A 24,877-nucleotide genomic window follows, 5' to 3' on the forward strand; every position below is an offset into this window, starting at 1 on the left:
GTAAACGTTTCTCACCTCAACAAATTCTTGGCAATTGTTCTCCTACCAACCAATCAACAATTCTCATACCACCCAATTTTGTTTTAAGCTGCACAAAATGACGAGGGTCTTCAATGACTACCCCAATTATTTCTGCATGCATGCCCAAAGGATGTGAATGCATTACTGCTAATAATCTTTCTGTATCATTTGGAGAACAAATAGCAACTAACTTTCCTTCATTGGCTACATATAAAGCATCAAGTCCTAACAATTCACAGGCACTAGCAACTTCGGTTTGAATTGGAATTTTACTTTCTTCAATAATAAATCCAACATTAGATTGCTGTGCCAATTCATTTAATGTAGTTGCCAGACCTCCACGAGTGGGGTCACGCATACAATGAATATCAGGCACTGCGCTGATCATGCATGATACTAAATCATGTAATGAAGCAGTATCCGATTGTATTGTTGTTTGAAATTGCAAATTATTACGATGCGCCATAATAGCAACCCCATGATTACCAATGTGTCCGCTGACAATTACACTATCGCCTGGCTTTGCTCTATTTCCAGAAACATGAATTCCCGAAGGCAATACACCAATACCCGTGGTTGTAATAAAAACACCATCGCCTTTTCCACGTTCAACCACTTTGGTATCTCCAGTAATAATGGAGACATTGGCATGTTTCGCCGCATGAGTCATCGAAACAACAATTTTTTGCAAATCGGCCAATGGGAATCCTTCCTCTAAAATAAAACTGGCTGATAGGTACAATGGTTTTGCACCAGACATCACAATGTCATTTATAGTCCCATGAATAGCTAAAGAACCTATATCGCCACCTGGGAAAAATAAGGGAGAGATAACATGCGCATCCGTAGTCATAACCATCCGACCCGTAGATACTGCAAAACAGGCCTGATCATTTTTTTCTCTCAACCAGTGATTATCAAAAGCTTTCAAAAACATTTGCTCGATGAGCTGAGCCATCGCTCGTCCACCACTGCCGTGAGTTAAATTAATGACCCCCTCTTTAAAATTAAGATTTGGCGCTTTTAATTTTTTCCTACTTGTTGTTTCCGTCATCATGCATGAATCCGTCCATAAGCATACACTGCGGCACATGCACCTTCAGAAGAAACCATGCACGACCCCAAAGGAGTTTCTGGAACACAGACTTTGGCAAATAATTTACATTCCATTGGTTTTTTTACGCCGCGTAGTATTTCCCCACACAGGCACTGTTTGTGTTCTTTGGCGATAACATCAGGTAATTCAAAACGTTTTTCTGCATCAAATTCAGCATATTCAGCTCTTATTTTTAAAGCACTCTGTGGAATAAAACCTAAACCACGCCATTCAAATTGATCGCGTAATTCCAAAATATCTGCCACAACCTGTTGTGATAGCAAATTACCAGAACGAGTTACTGCTCGAGTATATTGAATTTCTACCTCACATCGCCCTTCATTGATTTGACGTATTAACATTAAAATAGAATGTAACACATCTAATGGCTCAAAACCGGAAATCACAATGGGTTTGTTATACTTTTGACCTACCGCTTCGTAGGGTTTGCTGCCAATAACAATACTGACATGAGCAGGTCCTACAAAACCATCCAATTTGACTTCTTTGGATTGTAATAAATGCTCCATAGGGACTGGGGTTAAAACATGATTGCAAAAAACACTAAAATTAGTGAGTTTCAATTTTTTAGCTTGTTTAATGACTAGAGCCGTTGGTGGAGTAGTAGTTTCAAACCCTATAGCAAAAAATACAACCTCTTTTTGCGGATTTTCTTGAGCAATTTTTAAAGCATCACTTGCTGCATAAATCATACGCACATCAGAGCCTTTTGCTTTAGCATGCAACAAACTTATCTGCCCTGTTCCGGGAACTCGCATCATATCGGCGTAAGTACAGAGAATAATATTGGGCTTCTCGCTCAATGCAATGGCTTTATCGGTGATTGACATAGGCAAGACACATACAGGACACCCTGGTCCATGAATCATTTCCACATTATCTGGAAGTAAACTGGGAATCCCATAACGATGAATGGCGTGAGTATGGCCACCACAAAACTCCATAAACTGATAATGTCTATTGGGATTAACAATAGCGGCAATTTCTTTAGCAAGTACTTTTGCATAATCCCCATTGCGGAATTCTTCAATATATTTCATACAGAAGCGCCCTCCAGCATTTGGGCAAATAATTCTAAGGTTTTTTGTGCTTCATCTTCATCTAAACGTGTTAATGCATAGCCAACGTGGATAATCACATAATCACCCACAGCAATTTTTTCTAATAACGCAATTGAGATTTCTTTAGTAATACCGCCTAAATTAACTATTGCTCGGGCATCATCAAGAATTTGTGTAATTTGTGCAGGGATTGCCAAGCACATAAATTATCCTTTTATTCCGGCAACCCAGGCTTGTCCCAGGGAAATGCCTCCATCATTTGGTGGAAGAACGCGTGGTAAAAAGGATTTGATACCAACCTCGTTCAAAGCCTTAGTTAATCCTTCCGATAATATTTGATTCAAAAAGCAACCTCCACTTAATACTACCATATCCATTGCTCTTTCTCGACATATCCCCTGAATCCATGTGCTAAGCCCAGCAATGAGTGTACCGTGAAAAAGATTAGCTCCTTCAATTGGAGAAGTTTTATTTGCTAACAATTCAAAAGAGGGTAACAGGTTAAAATGATTGTCCTTAATTCGCCACCCATTGGGGATTATTTGTAATTGAGTGACCTGACTTTCTAAACTCTGAGCTGCCTGACCTTCATAGTGTGATATCAATTGAATTCCCAATAAAGCACTTGCTGCATCAAATAAACGACCACAACTACTCGTGCTAGGACTATTTATTTTCTTGTTCAACAGTTGATGTATTGCGTTCGCTTGTGGATAATCTGCAAAACGTGTTGCAATTTCCTTGCCTCGGCCCAAATGGTACAACATACTTGCTGCCATCCTCCAAGGTTCGCGTACTGCAATTTCTCCTCCAGGTTGTAACAGAGGGAAAAAAGATCCAATCCGAGTACAAGTCGAATGCTCTAATATAAAAAGCTCCCCGCCCCAAGCCTCACCATGGATACCATATCCATATCCATCAAGAGCTAAACCTAAAACACGTTTTTGAATGCCATGTTCTGCTACAACTGAGGCCAAATGAGCATGGTGATGTTGTATTGCAAAAGTAGGTAGTCCATAGTCTTTTGCAAAGCGTGTGGTGTAAAAATCAGGGTGTAAATCATGAGCAATTCGCTCTGGCTTTATGCTTAAGAAATCAAGCAAATGGTTTAATGATTCGTGAAAAAATTCAATGGTTGCCTTATTGTTTAAACTACCAATATGTTGCGAAACAAATGCTTCTTGACCACGAGTAATACAAAACGTGTTTTTTAGATGACCACCTACTGCCAGCGTTGAGGGAATTGCATAAGGTAGTTCTATTGGGGTTGGTACAAATCCACGAGATCGGCGAATAAGCATAGGGGTATGATTGACCAAGTGCATCACTGAGTCATCTACGCGAGTGAGGATTTGGCGATTATAGGAAACAATTTTATCTGCTATTTCTTTCAACTCATGCTTTGCTGAATCATCTTCAATAATAAGCGGTTCACCGCCTATATTTGCACTGGTTACTACTAAGATCATGGATTGAAATTCATTTAACCAGTCACAACCGTTTATATTCCCTGCAAAAGCATTAAACAGTAAATAATGTAATGGCGTATAAGGAAGCATTATTCCCAGTTTGTTTAAACCTGGGGCTAATGCATTACAAATCAATCCATCTTCCTTCCTTAATAAAACAATTGGGCGTGCAGCATTTTCCAATAAGTTTTGCTCTTGTTTACTGATTTTTACAAAGCGTTTAGCACTTAAAGTGTTAGCAACCATCAGAGCAAAGGGTTTGGCATCTCGATTTTTTCGCTCTCGTAACTTCAATACAGTGGCCTCATTTCGAGCATCACAAATAAGTTGGTAACCTCCCAGTCCTTTGAAGGCAATAATTTCACCTTGCAAAATACATCGTGCTATTTCTTCTATAGGTAACGAAAGTTGGGGGCCACAATGACGACAAGCAGTAGGCTGCGCATGATAGCGACGATTTTCTGGATTAGCGTAATCTGCCATACACTCGTTACACAAAGGGAAGAAATCCATGGAGGTTTGGTCACGATCGTAAGGAAGACTGCGTGTAATTGTAAATCTGGGGCCACAATGGGTGCAATTTAAAAAGGGATAACGATAATAACGACTTTGTGCGGAAAAGAGTTCTTGCAAGCACTCAGCACAAATACTGATATCAGGAGGAATAATTGTATTTCCTTTGTCTTTTTGACTTTCAATAATTTGAAAAAACAGTTCATTGATTTTTATAGGGATCGTTTCAGGTTGAATACGATGGACCTTAGCAAGCGGTGGTAAATTTGCTTTTAAATGAGAAATAAATTGGTGGGCTTCAACTCCTTGGATTTCAATCAATACTCCTAGACCATTATTTTGTACCCAGCCTGTTAATTGAAGCTGCTTTGCCAATTGGTAAACGTAAGGTCTAAAGCCAACTCCTTGTACTTGCCCTTGAATGGTTATTCGTAATCGCTCCATTAACTCTACTCAGGCATTACAATATGCTTACTTTTTAACCACTCATACCAATCATTTAGACCTTCCTTATTAACGGTCGAAAGCATTAAGGATTCAATATTAGGATTGATTCGACGTGCGTATTCGAGGCATTGCGCAGGATCAAAATTCACATAGGGAAGTAAATCCATTTTAGTGATGACCAGTAAATCGGCACAACGAAACATATCGGGGTATTTAAGTGGCTTATTATCTCCTTCAGTCACCGAAAGAATAACTACTTTAAATTGTTCACCTAAATCAAACATCGCAGGACAAACAAGATTACCTATATTTTCAATAAACACGATGGATCCTTCCTTTAAAGAAAGATCTTCTAATGCATGACGAACACTATGTGCATCTAAATGACAGACTTTTCCTGTATTAACTTGTATGGCATGACCACCACTGGCTTTGATCTGTTCCGCATCGTACTGTGTTTGCTGATCCCCAACGACAACAGCAATTTCAAGTTCATTTTTTAAATCCAGAATTGTTTTCGCCAAAAGAGTCGTTTTACCTGATCCTGGACTGGACATGATATTTAATGCCAACACATTTTTATTGCTTAAGTACTTTTTATTATCAAGCGCAAATTGGTGGTTTTTCGCTAAAATATTTTGCTCTATATGAACGAAATGCTCCTCATGAACATGATGCCGGTGCTCATGACTATGCGCATGAGCCTCATGATTTTCTTCAGAGCAGCCACAAATTCCACACATTATTCCACCACCATTGATTGAACACGTAATTCCTCGCCTTGAGTAATATTTAATGCATGACTACCACAGATTTGACATGCATCATAATACTGTTGCACAGGTCCTAATTTTTGGCACGATTCACAAAATGCTTCTCCTGGGATATCAATGATCTCAAGCGTTGCGTTTTGGGCAAAAGTCCCTTCTGTTACTATATTAAAACTAAAAATTAAAGCTGCTTTATCAATTGCAGCAAGGCTCCCCATCTCTAAAACAATTTTTTTAACATGCGTACATTTTTTTTCAAGTACTTTTTGCTTTATGATTTCGAGAACACTTTTACACAGCCATAATTCATGCATCACGGACTCAATGTTAAATTTTTTAATTATGCATTTTACTCAAACTAATCATAGCAATAATAAGACTAAATAGCGCAATCAATAAGCCAGTAAAGCGAGAAAATATGAGAGAAATATTATCAGTCCTTTGAATTAACGCTGAAACAAACAATCCATTTAATCCATCAGACATCATCATCCCCAGCATAAAGACAACTCCTAATAACCCCGAAAAGAAAAAACCAGACATAGCTCTTGCTGAAAGAGAAAATAAAACAACTTGGCTTACTGTATCAAAAGAAAGAGCAAAAAGAGCACCAATAAGAATAATAAAAAAAGGATTAAATTTTTTCTGGATTACTCTTTTTGTTACATAGTTTTTAAAACTTGTAGGCAAAGGCGATTTAGAGGGATCTTGAAAAACATTCCAAAGATTTAATGCGCCAAAGACCAATAAAAAAGTAATAGAAATACTGTTGCCAACTCCGTCTAACCATTGGGGAATATGAGCTAATTTAAATCCACTACCCACAATTAAACTGATTAAAATCACTACAAAACCATGTCCGAGAGAAAATAAACATCCTACACTTTTGGCAAGCAGGCGATTGGCACTGACGATTCGTGTGACTCCGTCAATGGTAGCCAGGTGATCCAAATCAAAACCATGACGAATACCTAATAAAAATGCCATTGTGATTAAAAGAAGTCCAGAGTCCTGCATACCTCTTTGCATCCTCTTTGGTTTTGATGAACATCCCCTCATGTTAGCTTATGTTTTAATAGCAAGCTATATTCGAATTATGTGATATGTTTCTTATTATAAATAAAGTTACAGGGATTCCAACTTACGCTCAAGAGGTAACGATGGTGCATTCAATGAATAAGCCAGGTCAAAAGCTAATTTATAGTAGCGTGCAAAAACCGGCTCCGTTGCAAAAAAGATTCAATATATAAAATCTTAAGTTCTAGATCTCAACTGTATAGACAAATTGTTCGTTTTTGGCAATGGAGCCCCAAAGCGGGTGGTAATTACTCCAATTAGAGCGTAGTTTCAATTCGTGGCTAAAGATTATTGCTCGGAGCAGACCCAAGCCCTGAGATCCTTGCTTTAGCCTCTTTAAATATTTTCTCAACCGCCACATGGGAATCTGTATGCTTTAGACGAAGCTTTCCTAATATATAGGTTGAGCGGTCCTGGGCTGTGTCGATGATTTTCATTTCTTCAGATTTAAAGAAATTTGCTTTTATCTCTTTCAGCTCATCTTCTGTCGTTACCTCTTCTAAAGAGTCTTTGAGTTCTTTAAGAATTGTTCTCTTGAGGGTATCCCCTCTTAAACTCTGGTATTCTTGAGAGTTTTTCTATCTGTTTTATCCAACAATTCGTTTGAAAAAGTAATTTTTATAAAACCAATAAGAAATTTTTTTAAATTCCATTCTACATTCTTTTTTCTCCTAAAATCTGGCACCCACAAAACTGATCAAATATTAACCACCTATCGCAATTGACTCCTATACTAAATGTTAAGTGTTGTTACATTTGGAGTTGATGTATGTATAGTCGATTAGAACAACAAAATGCATTATTGGCTGATGGACCTATTTGTGTTGGTGAATGTCATAACCAATCTGCTGCTCGAAAAGAACTGTTTCAATTAATTGACAAGGGCAATGTAACAAAATTATTCCTTGAGATTCCAGCTTGTAGTTCAACGGTGCAAGAATTTCTTGCTAATCCTGACACGAGACTGGATGGTTCGGAACCTCAAGAGGTAAAAGATTACATTGCTCATATGACTATGGAAACCGTAGGGGATAATAGAGAAATTCCCTGGTCTTCTATTATTAGTTATGCAAAAGAACACCAGATATCGGTTTATGGCGATGACTTACCGATGATAGATTCTTGTTTTATTGGGGCAGGTAAAAAATTAGAATATACGTTTTCTGGCAATAATTCAGGCGAAAGCTTTGATGTTGATCCAACAGGCTATTTTAATAAAATATTGAAGGAACTACAAACCTCTGTAAGACAGATGTCCCGAGTAAGAAATAAACTTACAGAAGCACGTGGATTATCCGTTGGCGTGCGGTTAAGAAATGAATATTCAGAAGCTATTGTAAAAAAATTTACCGATGGACTATCGCCAGAGGAAATGAAAGGAGTGGTTATTTTTGGGGGTATCGATCACTTTAACGACAATTATAAATCCCAATCGCTTCGAAGCTTATGTCAAATTAATTCTGAACGATTATTTAGCTATTACATACCGACCGCCAAAACGCAACCGCGTATTGCCGCGTCCTCCTATAGTATTATTGGGGTTAGTATTTTTAATGATAACCAGAATAAAGACGATCCTCCATTACATACCGTTATTCATGACATGGGCTCTAGAAAGTAATCTTTCTCCACTCGCAGTGCCTTGTAGACTGGCATGTTTTCTTGCAAATAAAGATAGGGCCGCAGTGGCTACCATGTTAAAATCGGTGAATGGTGAGGGATTAACTCCTATGGAATTTGCTAAATCACTCGATAACATCAAACCGTTTATCCATTTTTTAGAGGACAAATTCGAGGAAATAAACCCGACTGCGAATCGTAGCCCAAAAAGCTTTTTGAGCTGTTTCGCAAGTGGGAACAATCCGTTTCCTTATCCTAGATAAAGAAACGAACTGCTCCCTAAGGGCTATCGTTCATATAATATAATTAAAACAATTATCGATAGCTGCACACTCAGCCCTTATTTACACGCTAATTTAATTATTTGTCTGTAAAAGAAATGGTGAGTAAAAGCAAATGGGGCATGCCCCTCTTTGCTGCCCCTCCATCCTGACTTAACGACAGTCATTTTGATTTTTGAATGGGAACCTACTCGGATGAAAAGAAAATACAGTATTTTTAATAGAAATAATGATCTAGATAAAAAAATAGCCACAGTAACCAAGAAGTTAAGGCTATTCGACTTAAATGAACCTTCTGGACGAAAATCAACCTTAAATAAAAGTGAAGGTAATGGTAAGTTAAAGAAAGTTTGCACGATGACTCAATCAGGTTATCAAAGTGAAGAACAATGGCCAGAATTTATTCAAAAAATCATTGCCAATCATCAGCTAAATCCGGATTGGTGTGTTAATCTTTATGATCGATATTCCGTGTCCCCTGAGTTAAAAATGGATCCTCAACTTGTTTTGAGAAATGCAGTCCCACATCTTAAACAAGAGGGAATGGGTGTTTTTATATTTAAAGATTGTAATGGTTCTATTAGTCTTCAGGAGAGCTCTCTCGAATATTGCACGCGCTTGATCATTACCAATGCCGAACACCACGTGGTTCTAGACAGCCATTTACAATTAGCAACAACAGAGATAAATGAATTTTTAAATGAAGATTTTAGAGATATAACGAGGTATTTACAGGAGAATAATGTCGACTTGCATAGTCCATCAACTCAAATTACTGTGATTTATGGACCTTATCCTGATTATGTTAATGAAGAAGAGGAAGAGCACGAAAACTCGGAGCTTCCTGGATTTTTACTCGCATTTATGCTGGAAGAAACGCTGAAGAGGCCTATTGTTTCCATAAAGGCCTGTCCTGAAAAAATATCTCAAATTGATTTGGCAACTGGAGTGATCCGCAGAGCGTCTTTAGCTAAGCCATCAGATAGTGATGCGGATGATGAATATTACGCCAATGATGAAAAACCTTCTTTTAGCATGCAATTTTAGATTAAAACCTGCCGTGGATTTTAGTACGCATGCATCTAAGAGTGAGTTTTACTATTTTAAAAGCCACTGAATTGACTCGTCTTGTCTGTAATCAGAAGACCAGACGTCATCAATTCAGATAACTCTTTATGAATAAAGGAATTTATTTTTGTTTGTAAAATTTATCTTAAATTGTGATTTCATTATCCGCTCTTGAAAAAAACTATACCATTGAATTCCTTAAACTGGATATTGAGTAGATTTAAGAATAACTCATTTAAATAGCCCTAATAGTCCCTCCATAATAAGAACTGAATTCTCGTAAGACTACAAGGCTTTATCTTTTGTCTTCTTAATGGAAACACCTTTTATCCTCTATGAGGACATGCTTCGCAAAAACCCTAATTAGACATAATTTTTCCTTAATGATTAACAATTAATCTACTCATAATTCTTTTCAAGAACAGTGAGTCATCTCAATGTCCAAGATAACTGGTCGTGATATTTATTCAATTAATGAATGGCAAACTATTTTGCTTTATTCTCATTACGATAAAGAAAATAGAGTTATTATTGAAATTACTGATGCATTAACAAAATACCATCAATTGGAAAAGCACAATGCAGACACCATCCTCGTTCGAAAAGAAGCTTTATCGCAAATAAACAAACTGTGTGCTCGCTATATTGCAGAACGTCATGACACTCTCGATCAAAGACCAAGTGGAAGCCACAAAAAAGTAAAAGACCGTATTGATCATTGGATTGTATCATTACAAAAAAAAGCACATCATAAGTCACAATACCTCGGTAAACTCGAATCCTTCTTAGCCAGTGCCAAACCATATCATATCCATCGTGACAAGATGATTGAGCATTTAAAAGTACGTAACCAATCGAATACCCCATCACGATTAAAATTATTCAGTGGGACCTATCTCGAAAAAATTGATCCCATACATCGGCAATTTGAATTTAATATGAATCAATTATCCCATAAAAATTCTGGGCTAAATTCAGCATTTTTAGACTGGATAAAAAGTAATGATTCGACGCCATTTTTTCTCTGGTTAGAAAATCATGAAGTGCTCACTCAAAACCGGGTTTCTAAGGAAAAGCATGAAATTAATTTAATTGATTACAATTTGCAGGAAGCACATGTGGCAACCATTAGTATGATTCAGGATCAAAATTATCTGGTTTCAAAGCTTAAAAATAGCGATGAAAACACCCAGAAATTAAATTCAAGACAAATGAAAAATTACAGCTTTAAAATGGGGACGACCTATGGTTCAACTGCATTTATTTGGTGCCATAATGAAAATGAGTTTCTTACTCATCCCCATCAAGCGGGTAAATTCCATCATTCGTCTTTGAGTGCGGGTCATAGTGTACGATGTGCCGGGATGTGGGTCGTCAACAATGGAGTAATTACCCACATTAGCAATAGTAGCGGACATTACCGCCCAAGCTCACTTTCATTTTATTTGCTCATCAAATTCTTGGAAAGTAAGCAGGTCCTTCATGAGAACACAAAAGTGGCCGATTTGCGCAAACCCATTGAATTGGTCAATCCAAACCAACCATTTGGCTCTACAAAAAGCCCATATATTTCCCTAAGTGATTATTTGAATTGGGCTGAACAATTACCAGAGGTACAGGAATATTTACAATCAAACAATCCTCCTGACGACCCGTCCAATGGAACATCCCCCTTCTTTTAAACCAACTCCCCAAAATAGAATTCAAATCATTGCACCTGAGGCAATTGGAACTTGATGCGCAAAAACTCTAAAAGGCACTGCTCACGACGATGGTGAGGCAAACTGCAGTGGTTCTTAGGATAGCAATCAACGCATACCTTACTTGAAGCTGTTACAGCGATGAGGGATGTAATATCGGAACAAGCACATATCCCTAGCGAATGTTCCTGATTTGGCCTGGTTAATCAGGCTCTTACGGTGTAGCATTGCTTTGTAAATCGCTTCCTGCTTCTTCTTTTTTCATATCAGGCGCTTTCGTTGCAAAGAAAGAGTCACTACTTTGACTTGGTTGCAAACACGATTTTTTTCTACACATATCAATTATATTGGCTACTTCAGCTTCAAATGCGGGTGCCCTAATACCTATGTTTTTCAATAATCCGACAGCCAAATCACCTAACTCCTCTAATTGTTTTAGTGTTTTCTGTTGTGTGAGTGGGGCACTGGGCAATTGATCTGCATGTTTATGAAGAGCATCTTTAATGAGTAACGCAGTATGAGCTGCTTCATTTACAGTAATTTTGAAGCTTCTCATTATCAAATATTGATGTAATTTTTGAATTGCACCATTGTTTGCAAATTCAGCTATTTTGCCTAAACGATTAGAGGTTGTATCTAAAGAATCGATTGAATTAACGACTCTTAAATCGCTTTGGTTCACACTACCTCTTAAGCGTTGCAATGCGAGAGCAGCTGTTTCTCCCCGTTGCCCCACGGTTCCCCATTTAGATACCCATAAAATGGCCGTTAAATCTAAACCTAGTGTTTCGAGTCTTGTTAAAATTTTTAACGTCATGTGGTCGTCTGGTTTAATATGTCCGCTATTGTTATCCATAGAATGAAAAAACCATTCGATACTACCTGTACTACCATTCATTTTAGACCGTAAAATAATTCGTCCTGCGCCATCGACTTGGCCACCTCCAAAAAAGCTCGAGTGATTGATAGTCCCTCTTTTTTTCGGCCCACCAAAAAAATCTATAGTATCTCCTTCAGAATTACCCAGAGCATAAATTATTTCTAGTTCTTCCCCAGGTGTATTGCCCTTTGGAACATTCTTACCTTCTACAATATTTCCTTTTTTAAAATGTAATAACCATGGCTCTCTTTGTGTGGGACTAACCATATAATTAACTTTGGGTATTTCACTTAAATTAATATCAAATTCGCTTAATTTTTTGGGGCATAACCCGCTAACCCATTGCAGAAAATCATTTGGATTTTTAGTTGCAGAATCCGTATTTAATAAATATTCATGCCAAATATCTAATAGCTTTGCTCCATACAGTTGGTTACCATAAATTTCACATTGATACTCAATACTAAGACCATTATTTTTTATATGCTTATCATTAAATTCGTTAGCCAATGGCTTACTCATTTTTGTGGCAAGTAAGCGTTGTAACGCTTGATGAGAAGAAATAAGATGTGGTAAGCCAACATTACCCCATTGTTTCCACATCATTTGCATGCTGTCACAACGTTCAATTAGCTCGATATCTCCAATTGTTTGATTCAGATCAGCATATTTTTTTTCATCTGCGATTAAAAAAAACATTGGGAACTTTTTAAAAATGGCTTGTGATGATAAAGCTCGCAGCACTTCATCAATATCAGCAATTTTTATTGAGCGATTTGTTGTATTCTTATTGGGAAAAATAGCATCATCGCCTTTACTCAGAATTTTATCCATGCCTTTTTTAGTAAATGCAATTTCTGGTTTTTTAGAATTAGTAATACCAACAATGTCGTCATGTTGAAGATTAAAATATTCTGCTAAGGCAAGGAGAAGCATTCCTTTTTTAACTGTTATTAATCCATCTGAAATAACATAATTTTGTTTCTTACCCATAAGAATTTAGGCCGCAATTTAAACCAATTGACCCAATGTTATTCTTAAATTATTAGAGAAATATTAAGGGTATTTCGCAAAAATCACACCTAATAAAACCATGTTTCCAATATGCCCAAAACAGGTAATTTATTTGTTTATGGATTGGATAAGTCTGAAACAGGCAGTTTGGACTTTTTAGCTGATATTCTGCTTCTACAGGTAAGCTTTCTCATTTAGAGAAAATGAGTATTTTGTTATCTTTCATTATAAATATTTCATGCAAATGTATTTAAAGTAAGACACCCCTCTTCCACGACTCACAGGACATCAAGAGATCTTAGTCTATAATCTGTATTAATAAATAAGCACTTAATCCAGGAAGATTTTGTGATAAAAAATATAGATCATGTTACTGTCGCAGTAACCAACTTACTAACTGCTAAAGAATTTTTTTCACACTTGGGGTTTGTGGAAGAACGTTCCGTCATCATAGAGGGTGAGCGTTTTGCCAATTATATGCATATAAAAAACTTGAAGGCAGATCATGTCACACTTGTGCTTCAAGACTCAAATCCACGCTTTGAAATTCAACTACTTCATTTTTATTCTCCAGAACCACAATATGACCCCTATATCAATCGACTCGATAAAGTAGGTTATAACCATATCTGCTTTGTTGTTGACGATATTGAGTTCGAAATCGAAAAACTAAAAAGTAATGGTGTACGAATTATAAGTGACATTTTAAGCTTTCATAAACGCAAACTTGTTTACATTGAAGGTCCTGATGGGATTATTGTGGAACTGGCCCAATGGTAAAGATTTGATAAGGAAATTTTTATGAATGAAATTTATTATATGTCAGCGACAGAGACATTACAAAAAATACAATCCAAAAACTTATCTTGTGTTGAAGTCATGCAAGCTTATTTAGATAGAATTGATAAGATCAATCCTATTATTAATTCCCTGCAACAAGTCTTACCCGCCGAGAACGCATTAAAGCAAGCAAAATTAGCAGATCAAGCTATTGCTCAAGGTTTGCCATTGGGCAAATTACATGGTCTACCTGTAACCATCAAAGATGCTTTTTTTGTAAATGATTTTGTGACTTCGTGTGGCAGTTTGGGTTTTCGTGATTTTTTTAAAAATCAAAAGATGCAAGAAGCAACTGCTGTCTCTCGTTTACGAAATGCAGGGGCAATTATTATTGGAATGACTAATGTACCCGAGATGCTCATCTGCCCAGAATCAGATAATCTGGTCTATGGCCAAACCAAAAACCCTTATAATTTTTCACGCACCTGTGGTGGAAGTAGTGGCGGTGAAGGAGCCACGCTTGCTGCAGGATGCTCTTCATTAGGAATTGGGTCTGATGGGGGAGGAAGTATTCGTGTCCCATCTCATTTCTCCGGTGTGGCTGGTTTAAAACCAAGCCAATATCGTGTTCCCAATACCGGAGGAGGTTTTGGTTTAGATTTAGGCCTACTTAGCCATTTTGTAGTAACAGGCCCTATGGCACGCGCTGTTGATGATTTGCTGTTATGTTTATCTATCATAGCTGGGCCTGATGGTTATGATCCACATACTATGCCTGTACCTCTTCATTCCTCCAGCCCTGCATCACTAAAAAATTTACGTGTTGCTTTTTATACAGACGATGGCAATAGAACACCAACACAAGATATCCAAGACACGGTTAAAAATGCAGCTTTTGCACTCAAAGATTTTGTTGGCATTGTCGATGAAAATCGCCCCGAATGTCTTAGTAAAACCTGGCCACTAGTATGGGAGGCTGCATTTTTAGGCGGTGACGGAGCTAAAGGGCATAAAGAAACGCAACAACTCTTTGGTAATCCACAAATATCATCACTGTACCAACAATTTTTTCACTTGGCCGAAGCCTGTAACCTCTCTGTGACTGAAATGAACAGCAGAATCAGAGCCATGGATCAATTTCGCGTCGAACTACTTGGTTTCTTTCAAAAATATGACATTATCCTTTGTCCCGTAGTTGCTACTTGTGCGAAACCACATGGTATGGCACTGAAAGAAATTATGGACCTTTCTTATTGTATGAGTTATAACCTAGGTGGAAATCCCAGTGTGGTTGTACGTTGCGGCACGTCAAAAGAAGGATTACCCATTGGTGTGCAAGTCATAGCTAAACCTTGGCTGGATGATGTAGCGCTTCTCGTCGCCAAACAATTAGAAAGCCTATTCGGCGGCTGGAAACCATCGCCACATCTTACTTAAACTCTAGTAACAAAAGTAGACCTGAGGGTGCAGGAAGCGTCTGCATTGTCCCTCTACAAGCAAATTAAATACTAAGAGTAAGAGCCATAAGAATTAGAAAATGGTGTCGGATGAAATGTTTGCTCCTCTGGCATTCTTTCTTCAGTTCTTATTGATTCACCTTCTTGCATGGATACATGTGTTCGTGCTTCTTGCTCTTCAGATTGAAGCGTTTTTAATGCTAACTCTTGTTTGGGTGGCATCAGTTGAAACATTTTTTTTGTACTATCAATGGGGCCAGTAACTTCTTCTGGAGATTGAGATATTTTCGGTGATTGTTCTTGATAGTGCATTCCGCGATTACATCGTACATTTTGCAGCGCCTCCCAATTTTCTTCCCAACCGGTGGCAAAACCATATTTCTCTTTAAACCACCTCATCGCATGCTCCAATTGGAAATAGGGTTTGATGAGTGTTTCAGCAAGAATATGTCCATTTCCTTCACTTGGCCCCTTTGCAAAATAAACTGTTGCTTTCCTTTCTTTTAAATCACCAGTTAAATCGATTGCAACCCACCCTCGCCATGGTCCCATGTCACCGGTCTTAAACGCGGTAAGTGGCTTGCCATTTTCATCGACCTCCAGTTGAAAGCCCAAACATTCAGCTACATATTTTAAATCCTGGTGATCTGACACTGTTTCTTTCGCCCAAGGATCCTGCGTCATAAGAATTTGGGGATTAAAAGCATATTGCAATGTTTCATCATTCATCCAAGCTTGCACAAATAGTGCATAATCTTCCGCGGTTGTGGTTAATGTATTTGCTGCACAGGGTTTTTTTCCAAAACTGCTGTGGTTCATATGTAAAGGGTTAAACACATATTTCTTAGCAAGCACATCAAGGTTTGCGGTATGACCACGTTTTGCTACTTCTTCAAGAATTTTGGGTAAATAGGGATTAAGCTCCTGGACATCAGTAAGCTTTTGTAAATTACAATTAAGTGCGTTTAAGTCTATGGTACTGGATGTTCCTATCCCCGTATTATCAAAAATTGTATATCTTAGATTTGGAGGATTGATTGAAACATACAGTTTATTTTCCTCAAAAAAATCATTATCCGGCATTAAAGCAAGTTTGGGCTCGTGAAGTTTTTCAATCACTTTCTGCAAATAAAACAAAGGTAATCCTGAATACCTATAATATTCTTGGCCAGGCTCAAACTGATGATTCACTTCATTTTTTCGATTTAAATCAAATCCCGTTTTATGAGCAAGAATCATAGCCGGGGTAAATGCATTAATGCGCGCCATATCTGCTTCATTGATTTCTTCATCATTTTTCCATGCAAAACCATGTTGTTGACAAAAGTCCTTAAAGGGCAAAATGTCATTAAGCCTCTTCATATCCAAGGAGAGTTTGCCTGCTTCTGCAAGCTTTAATACCAGATAAGTAAATACTGGCTTACTCAGTGATGCAGCGCCAAAAACTGTATCTTTATTCACGGGTCCATAACCATGGGTTTCAGGAATGCTATTACCCACCACTGTGGCCACACTTACTTGTTCTATATTGGCTGTCTTCCTAATCCGTTCCACCTCAGACTCGGTGCTGTTAGTCCTACTTAAATCCTCTCTAAATGATGCCATTAATTTGATAATTTTTGCTTTCATGCTGTTCTCCTTCGACTTATAAATCCATTATACCGAAACACAAATCGCTAATTGTATAATCTTTGTATCAATTGGATATACTTAGACAGGAGTAGGGGAATTACGAACGGCTCTATCTCTCAACACTTTTTAACTGATTTTTATTTGGCTTGTGGTTTTTATAAGACGTATACCTAGTATTTGGGAATTCTAGACCAACATGACTACACTAATATTAAACCGCATAGAAATATAAACGATGAACATAAATATATTGTTGGTTGAAGATAACTCCAAATTAGTCAAGTATTTAAAAAAAATGCTTACTGATGAAGGATATCATGTTGCTACAGAGTCTCGAGGAGATAGCGCCGCCTATCGCATTATTAGAGAACAGCCCGATTTAGTGATTCTTGATATCATGTTGCCTGGGATGAATGGTGAGCAGATTTGTGAGACCGTACGCGATGAGTATCGTGGTAAAATTTTAATGTTAACTGCCTTAAACAGTGAGCAAAACGAGGTAACTAGCCTTAAACTTGGCGCAGATGACTATGTAACCAAACCAGTTAAAGAAGAAGTATTAAAAGCACGAATTGCAGCACTCTTAAGGAGGCCGAAACTAACCGTAGAGCCTCAAAAAATTCAATTTGATAATTTAATAATTGACCTAATAAAAAGAAATGTAAGTTATGCTGGAAAACTAATTGATTTGAGTCCAACTGAATATGAACTACTCACACTACTCGCAAAGAATGCTGATACTGTTTTGAGTAGGGATAATATTGTTTATGCATTACGTGGCAGAGAATATGATGGTGTAGACAGAAGTATCGACCTTAAGATATCAAGATTAAGGAAGATGTTAGGTGATAACATTGAGAATCCTTATCGAATTAAAACTATTTATGGAAAAGGATATCTACTTTTATCGGACTCATGGAAAGATAAATGATAAAATTATACCTAAAAACAATCTTCTCCTCTTTATTAATACTCTTTTTTATCCTGTTTGCGTTTTATCTATCCTTTACATACTCAATACGAATAAGCTCTCAAAAAGTTCATGACATTTTAGAAATAGGCAATTTTTCAGTACTCGAGCAAATAGTACTAAAGTCAAACAAATCACAAGGTTCTCATGGTGAATTTAAGAAATTATTTCCGCTAAACAGCCATGTCGCGCAAGTTATTGAGATGAATTCACTGCCCTTTACTGATAAAGAAAAAGAACAATTGCGTGCAGGTCATATCGTTTATAAAGATAAAAAAAACCTTATGTTTTTAACTTATAGCCTCCATGATGCCTATGCCTACAAATTGATTGATAAGAGCTCTTCTGTTTTGAAAATCCAAGTAGGCACAACGATGAATGAGATTATTTCCAACTCAACCTATTTGATGAGAGCGATCATTTTAAATAGGTTAAATAGTATCCCAATGAACCAATGGAGTGGCGTATTAGAAAAGCTCCAACGTCAATATCAGATTCCCTTAAAACTTTTATCAATTAATAACAAAAATATTTCTCAAAAAGCAAAAAATGAATTAATAAATGAGGGTATTGGTTATGAGAATCCGGCGAATGAGAAACCGATAACAACTATTTATTTTATAATTCCTAATAGCGACAAAATAATAAGTGTTGGCCCTCTAAACTATCCCTATTTTTCACTTCGATTGTCAAAAATTCAAATCTACTTTGTCCTCACAATGACTTTTTTAGCTGTTTTTACTGTGGCCATTCTCACGTGGCTATTCAGCAGAAATAGCTTAAAAATATACAAATTAACTCAAGAGTACAGTCAGGGGCATTTTAACTATGATGTGAATCTAAATCGCTTTTCAACTTTAAGAGGCGTCTATGAAAATGTTGTTGCTATGGGTAATAAAATAAATAAACTGATGCAGTCACAACAAAATATGGCACGATTTGTCGCACACGAAGTCCGCACTCCTTTATATACCATACAGCTGGCACTAGATTCTTTAAAAAAACTTAAAACCCAGTCAAGTAAAGAGCAAGAACATTTTGAAAGCATCCAAGAAGACATCCAAGAATTGAATCAGTTAATTCACACTTTTTTACTCTACTCACAAAGTACTACACATGAACTTAAAATCAATAAGGAACTACTTAATCTACGCAAGTGGCTTGAACATTTAGTAAAAGCACATCAGTCCTATGAAATAAAAGTGTTATTTAATTACCAACAAAGTGATAATGAATTGATATTTTTTGATCCAAAAATTTTATATTTTGCTGTAAACAATCTTATTAGTAACGCGCTTAAATACGCCCATAACGAGGTGCTAATAAGCTTGGAGTATCAAAATAAATCCGCGATTATTCGCATAGATGATGATGGTCCTGGTGTGCCTGAAGGTGATAGAGTAAAAATAGTGGAACCCTTTACCACATTAAATTCTAGTGACACAACAGGAAAACATATTGGGTTGGGTTTATCGATCACGAAATCAATAATAAAATTACATGAGGGGATTCTCTCAATAAATGATTCCAGCATATTACATGGAGCGAGTTTTAGCCTTATCTTGCCTAGAAAAACTTAACGCTCAGGAAGCAGGACTTATAAAGAAAATGCAAATATAACCTTATTGAGTCACCACGTTCAAGTCAGAAAATCATCATGTATTAGGATATTTCAGTATTTAGTAAATAGCCTATCCTCCAGAACATCCAAGTGAATTTCTTCAAATGGCTGTGCTGAAAGAGATCTAATTTGAATAATAGCTTCCTTTATTTCTGCTGGCAGGATTTCGTTTGGAGCATCTTCTCCTGGCCAAGATTCATCACGAGTTTTCTTATCCGGCCAACACGAATAAGCCAGAAAAGCTCCATCATGAGTTTTATGTAAACGAGATCCCATTGCCCCTCTCTTTTCAATGAAGTAACTTGCGATAACTTTCCATAGTTTTTTATACTCTTCTTCATTTTCAGAGGGTATATAACCTCGATAAATAACAGCAAACATAATCTATATCCAAAAAATTAAAAATGCCTCTATTCTAAACAACAGGAAGAGTGTAATCCAATCTGTGGTTCTAACTCTTGTGTTTTTGGGCATAATTAGCCATGCGTAGTCTGGCTGCTTGCAGCCAGGAACTCACAGAAACTCTCCAGAAAGTCCTGGTTGTAAGCAAACAGGCTACAGTAATGACTTTTTAATAAAGCAATTTGCTAAAAATCTCAAACTGACTTCATTAACTCATCCTGGCTGCTTTATAATGAGTAATATAATTTAGAGTAACAGATTACTATTATAGGAGTTTGTAGTGAGTAAGGCTTTTACTAAAGAAGATGATGAGTATACGGAGCCAGAGCGCCCAGACTTAAAGTTACCAAGTATCAAAAATTATATGACTCCCATTGGTTTTACAATGCTGCAAACTGAATTACGAAATTTAGTGAGTCATGAGCGACCTGAAATTGTGAAAGTAGTAAGTTGGGCAGCGAGTAATGGTGATCGCTCAGAAAATGGGGATTATATTTATGGAAAAAAACGCTTACGTGAAATTGACAGACGCATTCGTTATTTAACAAAACGACTGGAAAGTGCTCAAATAGTAGACCCTAAACTCCAAGTGGGTCTTACGCAAGTTTTTTTTGGTGCCACTGTCGAATACATCAATGAAAATGGTGAATCCCATTCTGTCAAAATTGTAGGCCTGGATGAAGCTGATATTAATGCAGGAAAAATAAGCTGGGTTTCACCCTTGGCGAAAACATTATTGAAAGCTAGAGTTGGAGATAGTAGGACCTTACGCGTTGGTGATGAGGAATATAATTTAACAGTGACACATATTTCTTATGTGGTCTGATTTTATATTTAAATTCAGGCTCTTGAAAACCAAAGTTAAAAATAAAATCATCCTCGCGAAGAATCCATTTCAGAAATGTGGCATAGAAATGAGAAGCTCCCCTTTCTTCGCGAAAACAATAAGCGCTTTAACTGAATGACTGTGGTACAAAGGCTCTATAATTGAGTAACTCCACCATCGACGAAGAGCTCACTTCCTGTGATATAAGATGATTCCGATGCAAGCAAGAAAGCGACAGCCGCGGCAACCTCTTCTGCAGATCCGAAGCGCTTCATAGGATTGGATGCCTTGATATCCTCCAAAACCTTATTCACCTGATTTGCAGGCAATCCTCCTTCTACGAACCATAGTGGTGTATCTATTGGCCCTGGGCTGACTGCATTGACACGAATTTTTCGCGCCACAAGACTAGCAGCAAAAGTGCGAGCCATAGATCGCACTGCCGCTTTGGTCGCACTGTAAACCGAAGAGGTAGGACGACCTGTACTCCCAGCAACCGAGGCATTAACCACAATGGAGGCACCATCCGCCAAATGTGGAATTGCTTTTTGGAGGGTAAAGAAGACACTTTTGACGTTCATATTCATCAGTCTATCGAAATGCTCTTCTGTTACTTCTTCTACCGGTTCAAAGATTACCGTGCCTGCATTGGCAAAAAGTCCATCAATGAGACCAACATCTTTTTTAATAAAAGAGAACAAGGCATCAATATCACGCATACTACTGGCATCAGAAACAATGAACTGCGCCATTTTTCCAAGTTTTTTTACAGCAGCATCCAGATTCGTTTGATTGCGGCCAGTGATAATCACTCGTCCACCTTCATCAGTAACTCGTTTTGCGGCAGCAAAACCAATTCCACTACTTCCACCAGTAACCAGTACAGTTTTTCCATTAAATCTCATTATATTCTCCCTAATATTGTATGGAATAAATACATTCTAAGCGCTGTCCAGCCTCTTGACTTACCGAGCCAATAACCAACCCACACTTTAAACTTCAACTTTATAACCTACATCAACATCACAGCCTGAGAGACCACCAAGAATTCCCCAATTTTCTCGGCTGCTTTCTCTCAAAAGAATTTTTATATGATCTTTAGGTATACCACATTGTTCTAAGTTTTCTGTAATTCAACAGTAGTGATAGCGTTTGGTTTCAATGGTTCGCCCCGTAAAGCAATCAATGGTAATCATTGTATATAATTCAGGATGGCTATAATTTTCTGATTTATTTTTTACAATTGCTCTTTTAGGCATTAGATCGATGCTCACGCCTTTATCTCAGTACATACATGTTCGACAGGCTTTTCTGCAAAACGATCAGCAACCCAAGGGACATATAAAGGTTCCGCACTTGCTGGAGTGGTAAAGTGGTTTTGATTTCCAGGGAGTTGTACCCTTATAACTTGACCACCTATTTTGCACATTTGCTTAAAATAAAGCGATCCCATAATGGGAGGTACGGTTGTATCATTTGTTCCCCAATAAATGATTACCGGGGCAAGTGGGGCGATAGGGTTTACACTACCCTTTATGTTTGCTTTTACCCATGAATTAGCATTCTTGATATCTGAACGTAAAAAGTTCTGATATCTATCCCCATAATTAAAACTCAACGTATCGGAAGCGCCGTGCATGCATTTTCTTGCCATCAGTTTATTTACGACATCAGCCCCCTCATCAGTCAGAATATCGCTCAGTTTCAGCTCAGGAAATGCCGCAACCAGTCCCCAAAGATTTTGCGCATAATGAGTAAAATTAAACACATTGGTGCCAAATAACTTACTGATATTCTTTAAATGCCCTAAGGCCTCTTGCTCTGTTTTAATCTGAGCAGGAAAAGTCGCAGCGATATCGTAAGGTGCCATAGCAACAAAGCCGAGAATTTTAATCTGATTATTCACGGAGTTTTTAATTTTAAGATAATGCTGCATGCCTCCTACCGCAAGAGTTGCTCCGCCACCTTGAGACCATCCGTACACTATAGCTCTATTACCCGCATGAGCTTCCTTAAGCTGGGTGGCTGCTCTGATAGAGTTAATGACGTCCTGGGCTTGGGTTGTTGCAACGGCATATTGATGCTTGCCTCCGCCACCCAGTCCTTGATAATCCGTCGCTACAATCACATAACCTGCTTTAATGAATGCATTCATCGCGGGCAAACCGAAATCTGTCCAGGAAGTACCATTCATTAAGAAATATTGATTCAATGGCTGAGCTGGATTCAATACTTGTGATGGACCGCAATTTTGAGCGGTTCCTGTTGTACCATGAGCCCAAGCCATAACCGGGCGCGGCTTTTGAGAATCAGATAAAGGAGCCACCAAAATACCTGTGGCTAGTGTTTTATTTCCATTCACATCGGAAGAGAGATAGGCTATTTTCCAAGCCTGAATACCAGGAAAAGTAGTCGCTATAGATTCATATTTGATCAACGAACCTAACCTGCCTTCGGAAGGGACATTAGGCAGAGTGTTATAAAATTCGCCCATGTCTACAGGACCAAAATCAGGGGAAGCATTAATCAGTCCTGAGAACAAAAGGATAAGGCCGAGCAATAATTTTCTTGATTGCAGCATGTTAATATCCTTTTATAGACCAGTTCATTTGGAATGAGAGAGTAGCATGTGACAAATAAAAAAGTCACTACCATACACACGACTCGAGCAAGGTATTACATCTCATACAGTTTTGGGTAGATAAAAAAATGGACTGGCTGAGCGGTTAAACCCAGCCAAGGCTAATTCATTTAGGTTCTAAGAGCACAAAACCTGCTGCTTCAAATGGCGCATTCTCAAAAGCAGTATTGCCCGCTAAGGGGATAACCTTTAAAAGATTGTTTGCGGCTACTTTAGGTGTCATTCCTCTTGAAAGAATCATGTCAAAATAGAGAAATTCGATAATTGCGCTCATCGACCAGTCAACAGCAGTTGTATATCCTGAAATTGGAAATTGTACGTTTTGTGACATATGTTCATGAATTACTTTAGGAACACTTTCTTTCATCATTAAACAGGCTGAAAAATGTAACAGTTCTAAATTTACAGCATAGCTTAGAGCCTGGCTTATTTTTTCGCCGCTAATGGTTTCGTCACCGACAGTGATTCCATCAACACTTCCATGCGATGCTACTGATAAAACCACAGGTTCAGGAAGATACGCAATTTGTTGCACCCATTTAGTGAAACTTTTTTCACCCGTAAAATATCGATGACGAACTTGTACATTAGATATTCTTGCGAAAAAGCTTTTAAGCATGTCGCCAAAGGAAAACTCTTGTTGTTCAAGTGCAGTCTCCCAACGCGCTTCAACAATGACCAACCATTTGATCCCAGGCATTGGAAGCACTCTTGATCCTTGCCAATCAGTCCATTCTGTATTGCCTTTCGCACGCCATTTCCCTTTAAAACCATTACCGGCCTCATTTAATTGGAACCATCCCTCTCCCTCGGCATTTGGTTCTTTATAGGTAAAATTAAACCGATTATTTTCTAAAGTGCCATGAATCGTTGAATTCATTGATGGATCATAGACGCCATCAATTTGATTATCTTTTTGGATTAAACGCATCGCACCATAATCTGTTTTCCAAACCCCATCAAAATTCATTTCCTTCGTGGCAAAACGCTCACCTTTCCAGGGGTGCCAATCACTATGCCCTTTTTCACGCCAAAAACCTGAAAAACTCTGTCCGTCTTCAGAAAGTTTAAAGTATCCCTCACCACTAGCCTGAGGCTCGCGATAAGTAAAAACAAATTTTTGGCCATTGTTTTCAAGATGCCCATCAATCTGACACGATTGCTGACTTAAAATATATGCGCCTTTGAGCTGATTTTCTCCAGCACTTTCTAATTTCATAATTCCAAAAGTAGTATTCCAACTTCCTAAAAAGTCGCCCGCGGCATTAGCCGTAAAACTTACAATACTTATTAAAAAGAAAAGAAAAAAGACGCGTTGCTTCATGCTGAATATCCTTTTCACAGGTGAAAATCATTCTAAAACTAATTGGCGAGTATTTACAATTGCATGCGACCAATTGATAAATTTATTGATATAAACAATAAACGAGATTTTGTTTCCTAATCTCATTTATTTTTGCCTCTAATCGCTGTAAGAGCTTGATAAATAAGGTAAAATTATCGAGTCCAA

21 protein-coding genes and 1 pseudogene are annotated in these 24,877 nt (G+C 37.7%); 8 read left to right on the top strand and 14 right to left on the bottom strand.

Annotation, left to right across the window (positions count from 1 at the left end):
* Positions 1-16: 16 nt before the first annotated feature.
* From hypE to Lste_RS18780, 8 genes and pseudogenes are all read right to left on the bottom strand, one after another.
* Positions 17-1,075 carry a hydrogenase expression/formation protein HypE gene (hypE, locus tag Lste_RS09255; protein ID WP_058511700.1) on the bottom strand — a complete coding sequence of 353 codons (1,059 nt, stop codon included), beginning with the start codon at positions 1,073-1,075 and terminating at the stop codon, positions 17-19.
* Positions 1,075-2,178 carry a hydrogenase formation protein HypD gene (gene hypD / locus Lste_RS09260; RefSeq protein ID WP_058510740.1) on the bottom strand — a complete coding sequence of 368 codons (1,104 nt, stop codon included), beginning with the start codon at positions 2,176-2,178 and terminating at the stop codon, positions 1,075-1,077. The genes hypE and hypD overlap by 1 nt, the downstream gene beginning before the upstream one ends.
* A complete protein-coding gene (locus Lste_RS09265; RefSeq protein ID WP_058510741.1) occupies positions 2,175-2,402 on the bottom strand; it encodes a HypC/HybG/HupF family hydrogenase formation chaperone in 228 nt (75 codons plus the stop codon). Before Lste_RS09265 ends, hypD begins: the two co-directional genes overlap by 4 nt.
* A gap of 3 nt (positions 2,403-2,405) precedes the next feature.
* Positions 2,406-4,625 carry a carbamoyltransferase HypF gene (gene hypF, locus Lste_RS09270; protein ID WP_058510742.1) on the bottom strand — a complete coding sequence of 740 codons (2,220 nt, stop codon included), beginning with the start codon at positions 4,623-4,625 and terminating at the stop codon, positions 2,406-2,408.
* Positions 4,626-4,630: 5 nt separating this feature from the next.
* Positions 4,631-5,371: a hydrogenase nickel incorporation protein HypB gene (hypB, locus tag Lste_RS09275; RefSeq protein ID WP_058510743.1), complete on the bottom strand. Its 741-nt coding sequence runs from the start codon at positions 5,369-5,371 to the stop codon at positions 4,631-4,633.
* Positions 5,371-5,712 (bottom strand): hydrogenase maturation nickel metallochaperone HypA, encoded by a 342-nt coding sequence (gene hypA, locus Lste_RS09280; protein ID WP_058510744.1) that lies wholly within the window; start codon positions 5,710-5,712, stop codon positions 5,371-5,373. The genes hypB and hypA overlap by 1 nt, the downstream gene beginning before the upstream one ends.
* 22 nt (positions 5,713-5,734) lie before the next feature.
* Positions 5,735-6,415: a HoxN/HupN/NixA family nickel/cobalt transporter gene (locus Lste_RS09285; RefSeq protein WP_058510745.1), complete on the bottom strand. Its 681-nt coding sequence runs from the start codon at positions 6,413-6,415 to the stop codon at positions 5,735-5,737.
* A gap of 341 nt (positions 6,416-6,756) precedes the next feature.
* Positions 6,757-7,038 (bottom strand): annotated as a pseudogene (locus tag Lste_RS18780) (hypothetical protein); the annotation flags it as partial.
* A 206-nt stretch (positions 7,039-7,244) separates the two neighbouring features.
* Here Lste_RS18780 and Lste_RS09290 point away from each other — a divergent pair.
* The 3 genes from Lste_RS09290 to Lste_RS09305 all read left to right on the top strand — a co-directional run bounded on the left by Lste_RS09290 (position 7,245) and on the right by Lste_RS09305 (position 11,126).
* The gene (locus tag Lste_RS09290) at positions 7,245-8,096 is read left to right on the top strand and encodes a hypothetical protein (protein ID WP_058510746.1); all 852 of its coding nucleotides are present in this window, start codon (positions 7,245-7,247) and stop codon (positions 8,094-8,096) included.
* A gap of 475 nt (positions 8,097-8,571) precedes the next feature.
* Entirely contained in the window at positions 8,572-9,423 is an 852-nt protein-coding gene (locus Lste_RS09300; RefSeq protein ID WP_058510748.1) for a hypothetical protein, read from the top strand.
* Between the two features lie 458 nt (positions 9,424-9,881).
* Complete coding sequence (locus Lste_RS09305; protein ID WP_058510749.1) at positions 9,882-11,126, top strand: hypothetical protein; 1,245 nt, start codon at positions 9,882-9,884, stop codon at positions 11,124-11,126.
* Between the two features lie 232 nt (positions 11,127-11,358).
* On the opposite strand, the gene Lste_RS09310 is transcribed toward Lste_RS09305, so the two are convergent.
* On the bottom strand, positions 11,359-13,017 hold the full coding sequence (locus Lste_RS09310; RefSeq protein ID WP_058510750.1) for a hypothetical protein: 1,659 nt from the start codon (positions 13,015-13,017) through the stop codon (positions 11,359-11,361).
* A 369-nt stretch (positions 13,018-13,386) separates the two neighbouring features.
* Between Lste_RS09310 and Lste_RS09315 the strand changes: the two genes are divergently transcribed.
* Both Lste_RS09315 and Lste_RS09320 read left to right on the top strand, forming a co-directional pair.
* Positions 13,387-13,818: a VOC family protein gene (locus tag Lste_RS09315; RefSeq protein ID WP_058510751.1), complete on the top strand. Its 432-nt coding sequence runs from the start codon at positions 13,387-13,389 to the stop codon at positions 13,816-13,818.
* Positions 13,819-13,839: 21 nt separating this feature from the next.
* A complete protein-coding gene (locus Lste_RS09320) occupies positions 13,840-15,255 on the top strand; it encodes an amidase (RefSeq protein WP_058510752.1) in 1,416 nt (471 codons plus the stop codon).
* Positions 15,256-15,326: 71 nt separating this feature from the next.
* Here Lste_RS09320 and Lste_RS09325 read toward each other — a convergent pair whose 3' ends face one another.
* Positions 15,327-16,904 (bottom strand): serine hydrolase domain-containing protein, encoded by a 1,578-nt coding sequence (locus Lste_RS09325; RefSeq protein WP_058510753.1) that lies wholly within the window; start codon positions 16,902-16,904, stop codon positions 15,327-15,329.
* A gap of 238 nt (positions 16,905-17,142) precedes the next feature.
* Between Lste_RS09325 and Lste_RS09330 the strand changes: the two genes are divergently transcribed.
* Positions 17,143-17,838 carry a response regulator gene (locus Lste_RS09330; protein ID WP_058510754.1) on the top strand — a complete coding sequence of 232 codons (696 nt, stop codon included), beginning with the start codon at positions 17,143-17,145 and terminating at the stop codon, positions 17,836-17,838.
* On the top strand, positions 17,835-19,457 hold the full coding sequence (locus tag Lste_RS09335) for an ATP-binding protein (RefSeq protein ID WP_058510755.1): 1,623 nt from the start codon (positions 17,835-17,837) through the stop codon (positions 19,455-19,457). Before Lste_RS09330 ends, Lste_RS09335 begins: the two co-directional genes overlap by 4 nt.
* Positions 19,458-19,549: 92 nt before the next feature.
* Here the strand turns inward: Lste_RS09335 and Lste_RS09340 are convergent, their stop codons facing one another.
* Positions 19,550-19,879: a hypothetical protein gene (locus Lste_RS09340; RefSeq protein WP_058510756.1), complete on the bottom strand. Its 330-nt coding sequence runs from the start codon at positions 19,877-19,879 to the stop codon at positions 19,550-19,552.
* Between the two features lie 301 nt (positions 19,880-20,180).
* On the opposite strand from Lste_RS09340, the gene greB reads away from it, so the two are divergent.
* Positions 20,181-20,726 (top strand): transcription elongation factor GreB, encoded by a 546-nt coding sequence (gene greB / locus Lste_RS09345; RefSeq protein ID WP_058510757.1) that lies wholly within the window; start codon positions 20,181-20,183, stop codon positions 20,724-20,726.
* A 155-nt stretch (positions 20,727-20,881) separates the two neighbouring features.
* On the opposite strand, the gene Lste_RS09350 is transcribed toward greB, so the two are convergent.
* The 3 genes from Lste_RS09350 to Lste_RS09360 all read right to left on the bottom strand — a co-directional run bounded on the left by Lste_RS09350 (position 20,882) and on the right by Lste_RS09360 (position 24,691).
* Positions 20,882-21,631 (bottom strand): SDR family oxidoreductase, encoded by a 750-nt coding sequence (locus Lste_RS09350; RefSeq protein WP_058510758.1) that lies wholly within the window; start codon positions 21,629-21,631, stop codon positions 20,882-20,884.
* Positions 21,632-21,996: 365 nt separating this feature from the next.
* Positions 21,997-23,307 carry an alpha/beta fold hydrolase gene (locus tag Lste_RS09355; RefSeq protein ID WP_083503941.1) on the bottom strand — a complete coding sequence of 437 codons (1,311 nt, stop codon included), beginning with the start codon at positions 23,305-23,307 and terminating at the stop codon, positions 21,997-21,999.
* Between the two features lie 166 nt (positions 23,308-23,473).
* The gene (locus tag Lste_RS09360; protein WP_058510759.1) at positions 23,474-24,691 is read right to left on the bottom strand and encodes a hypothetical protein; all 1,218 of its coding nucleotides are present in this window, start codon (positions 24,689-24,691) and stop codon (positions 23,474-23,476) included.
* Positions 24,692-24,877 lie beyond the last annotated feature (186 nt).

The organism is Legionella steelei, assembly GCF_001468005.1.
Lineage (GTDB): Bacteria > Pseudomonadota > Gammaproteobacteria > Legionellales > Legionellaceae > Legionella > Legionella steelei.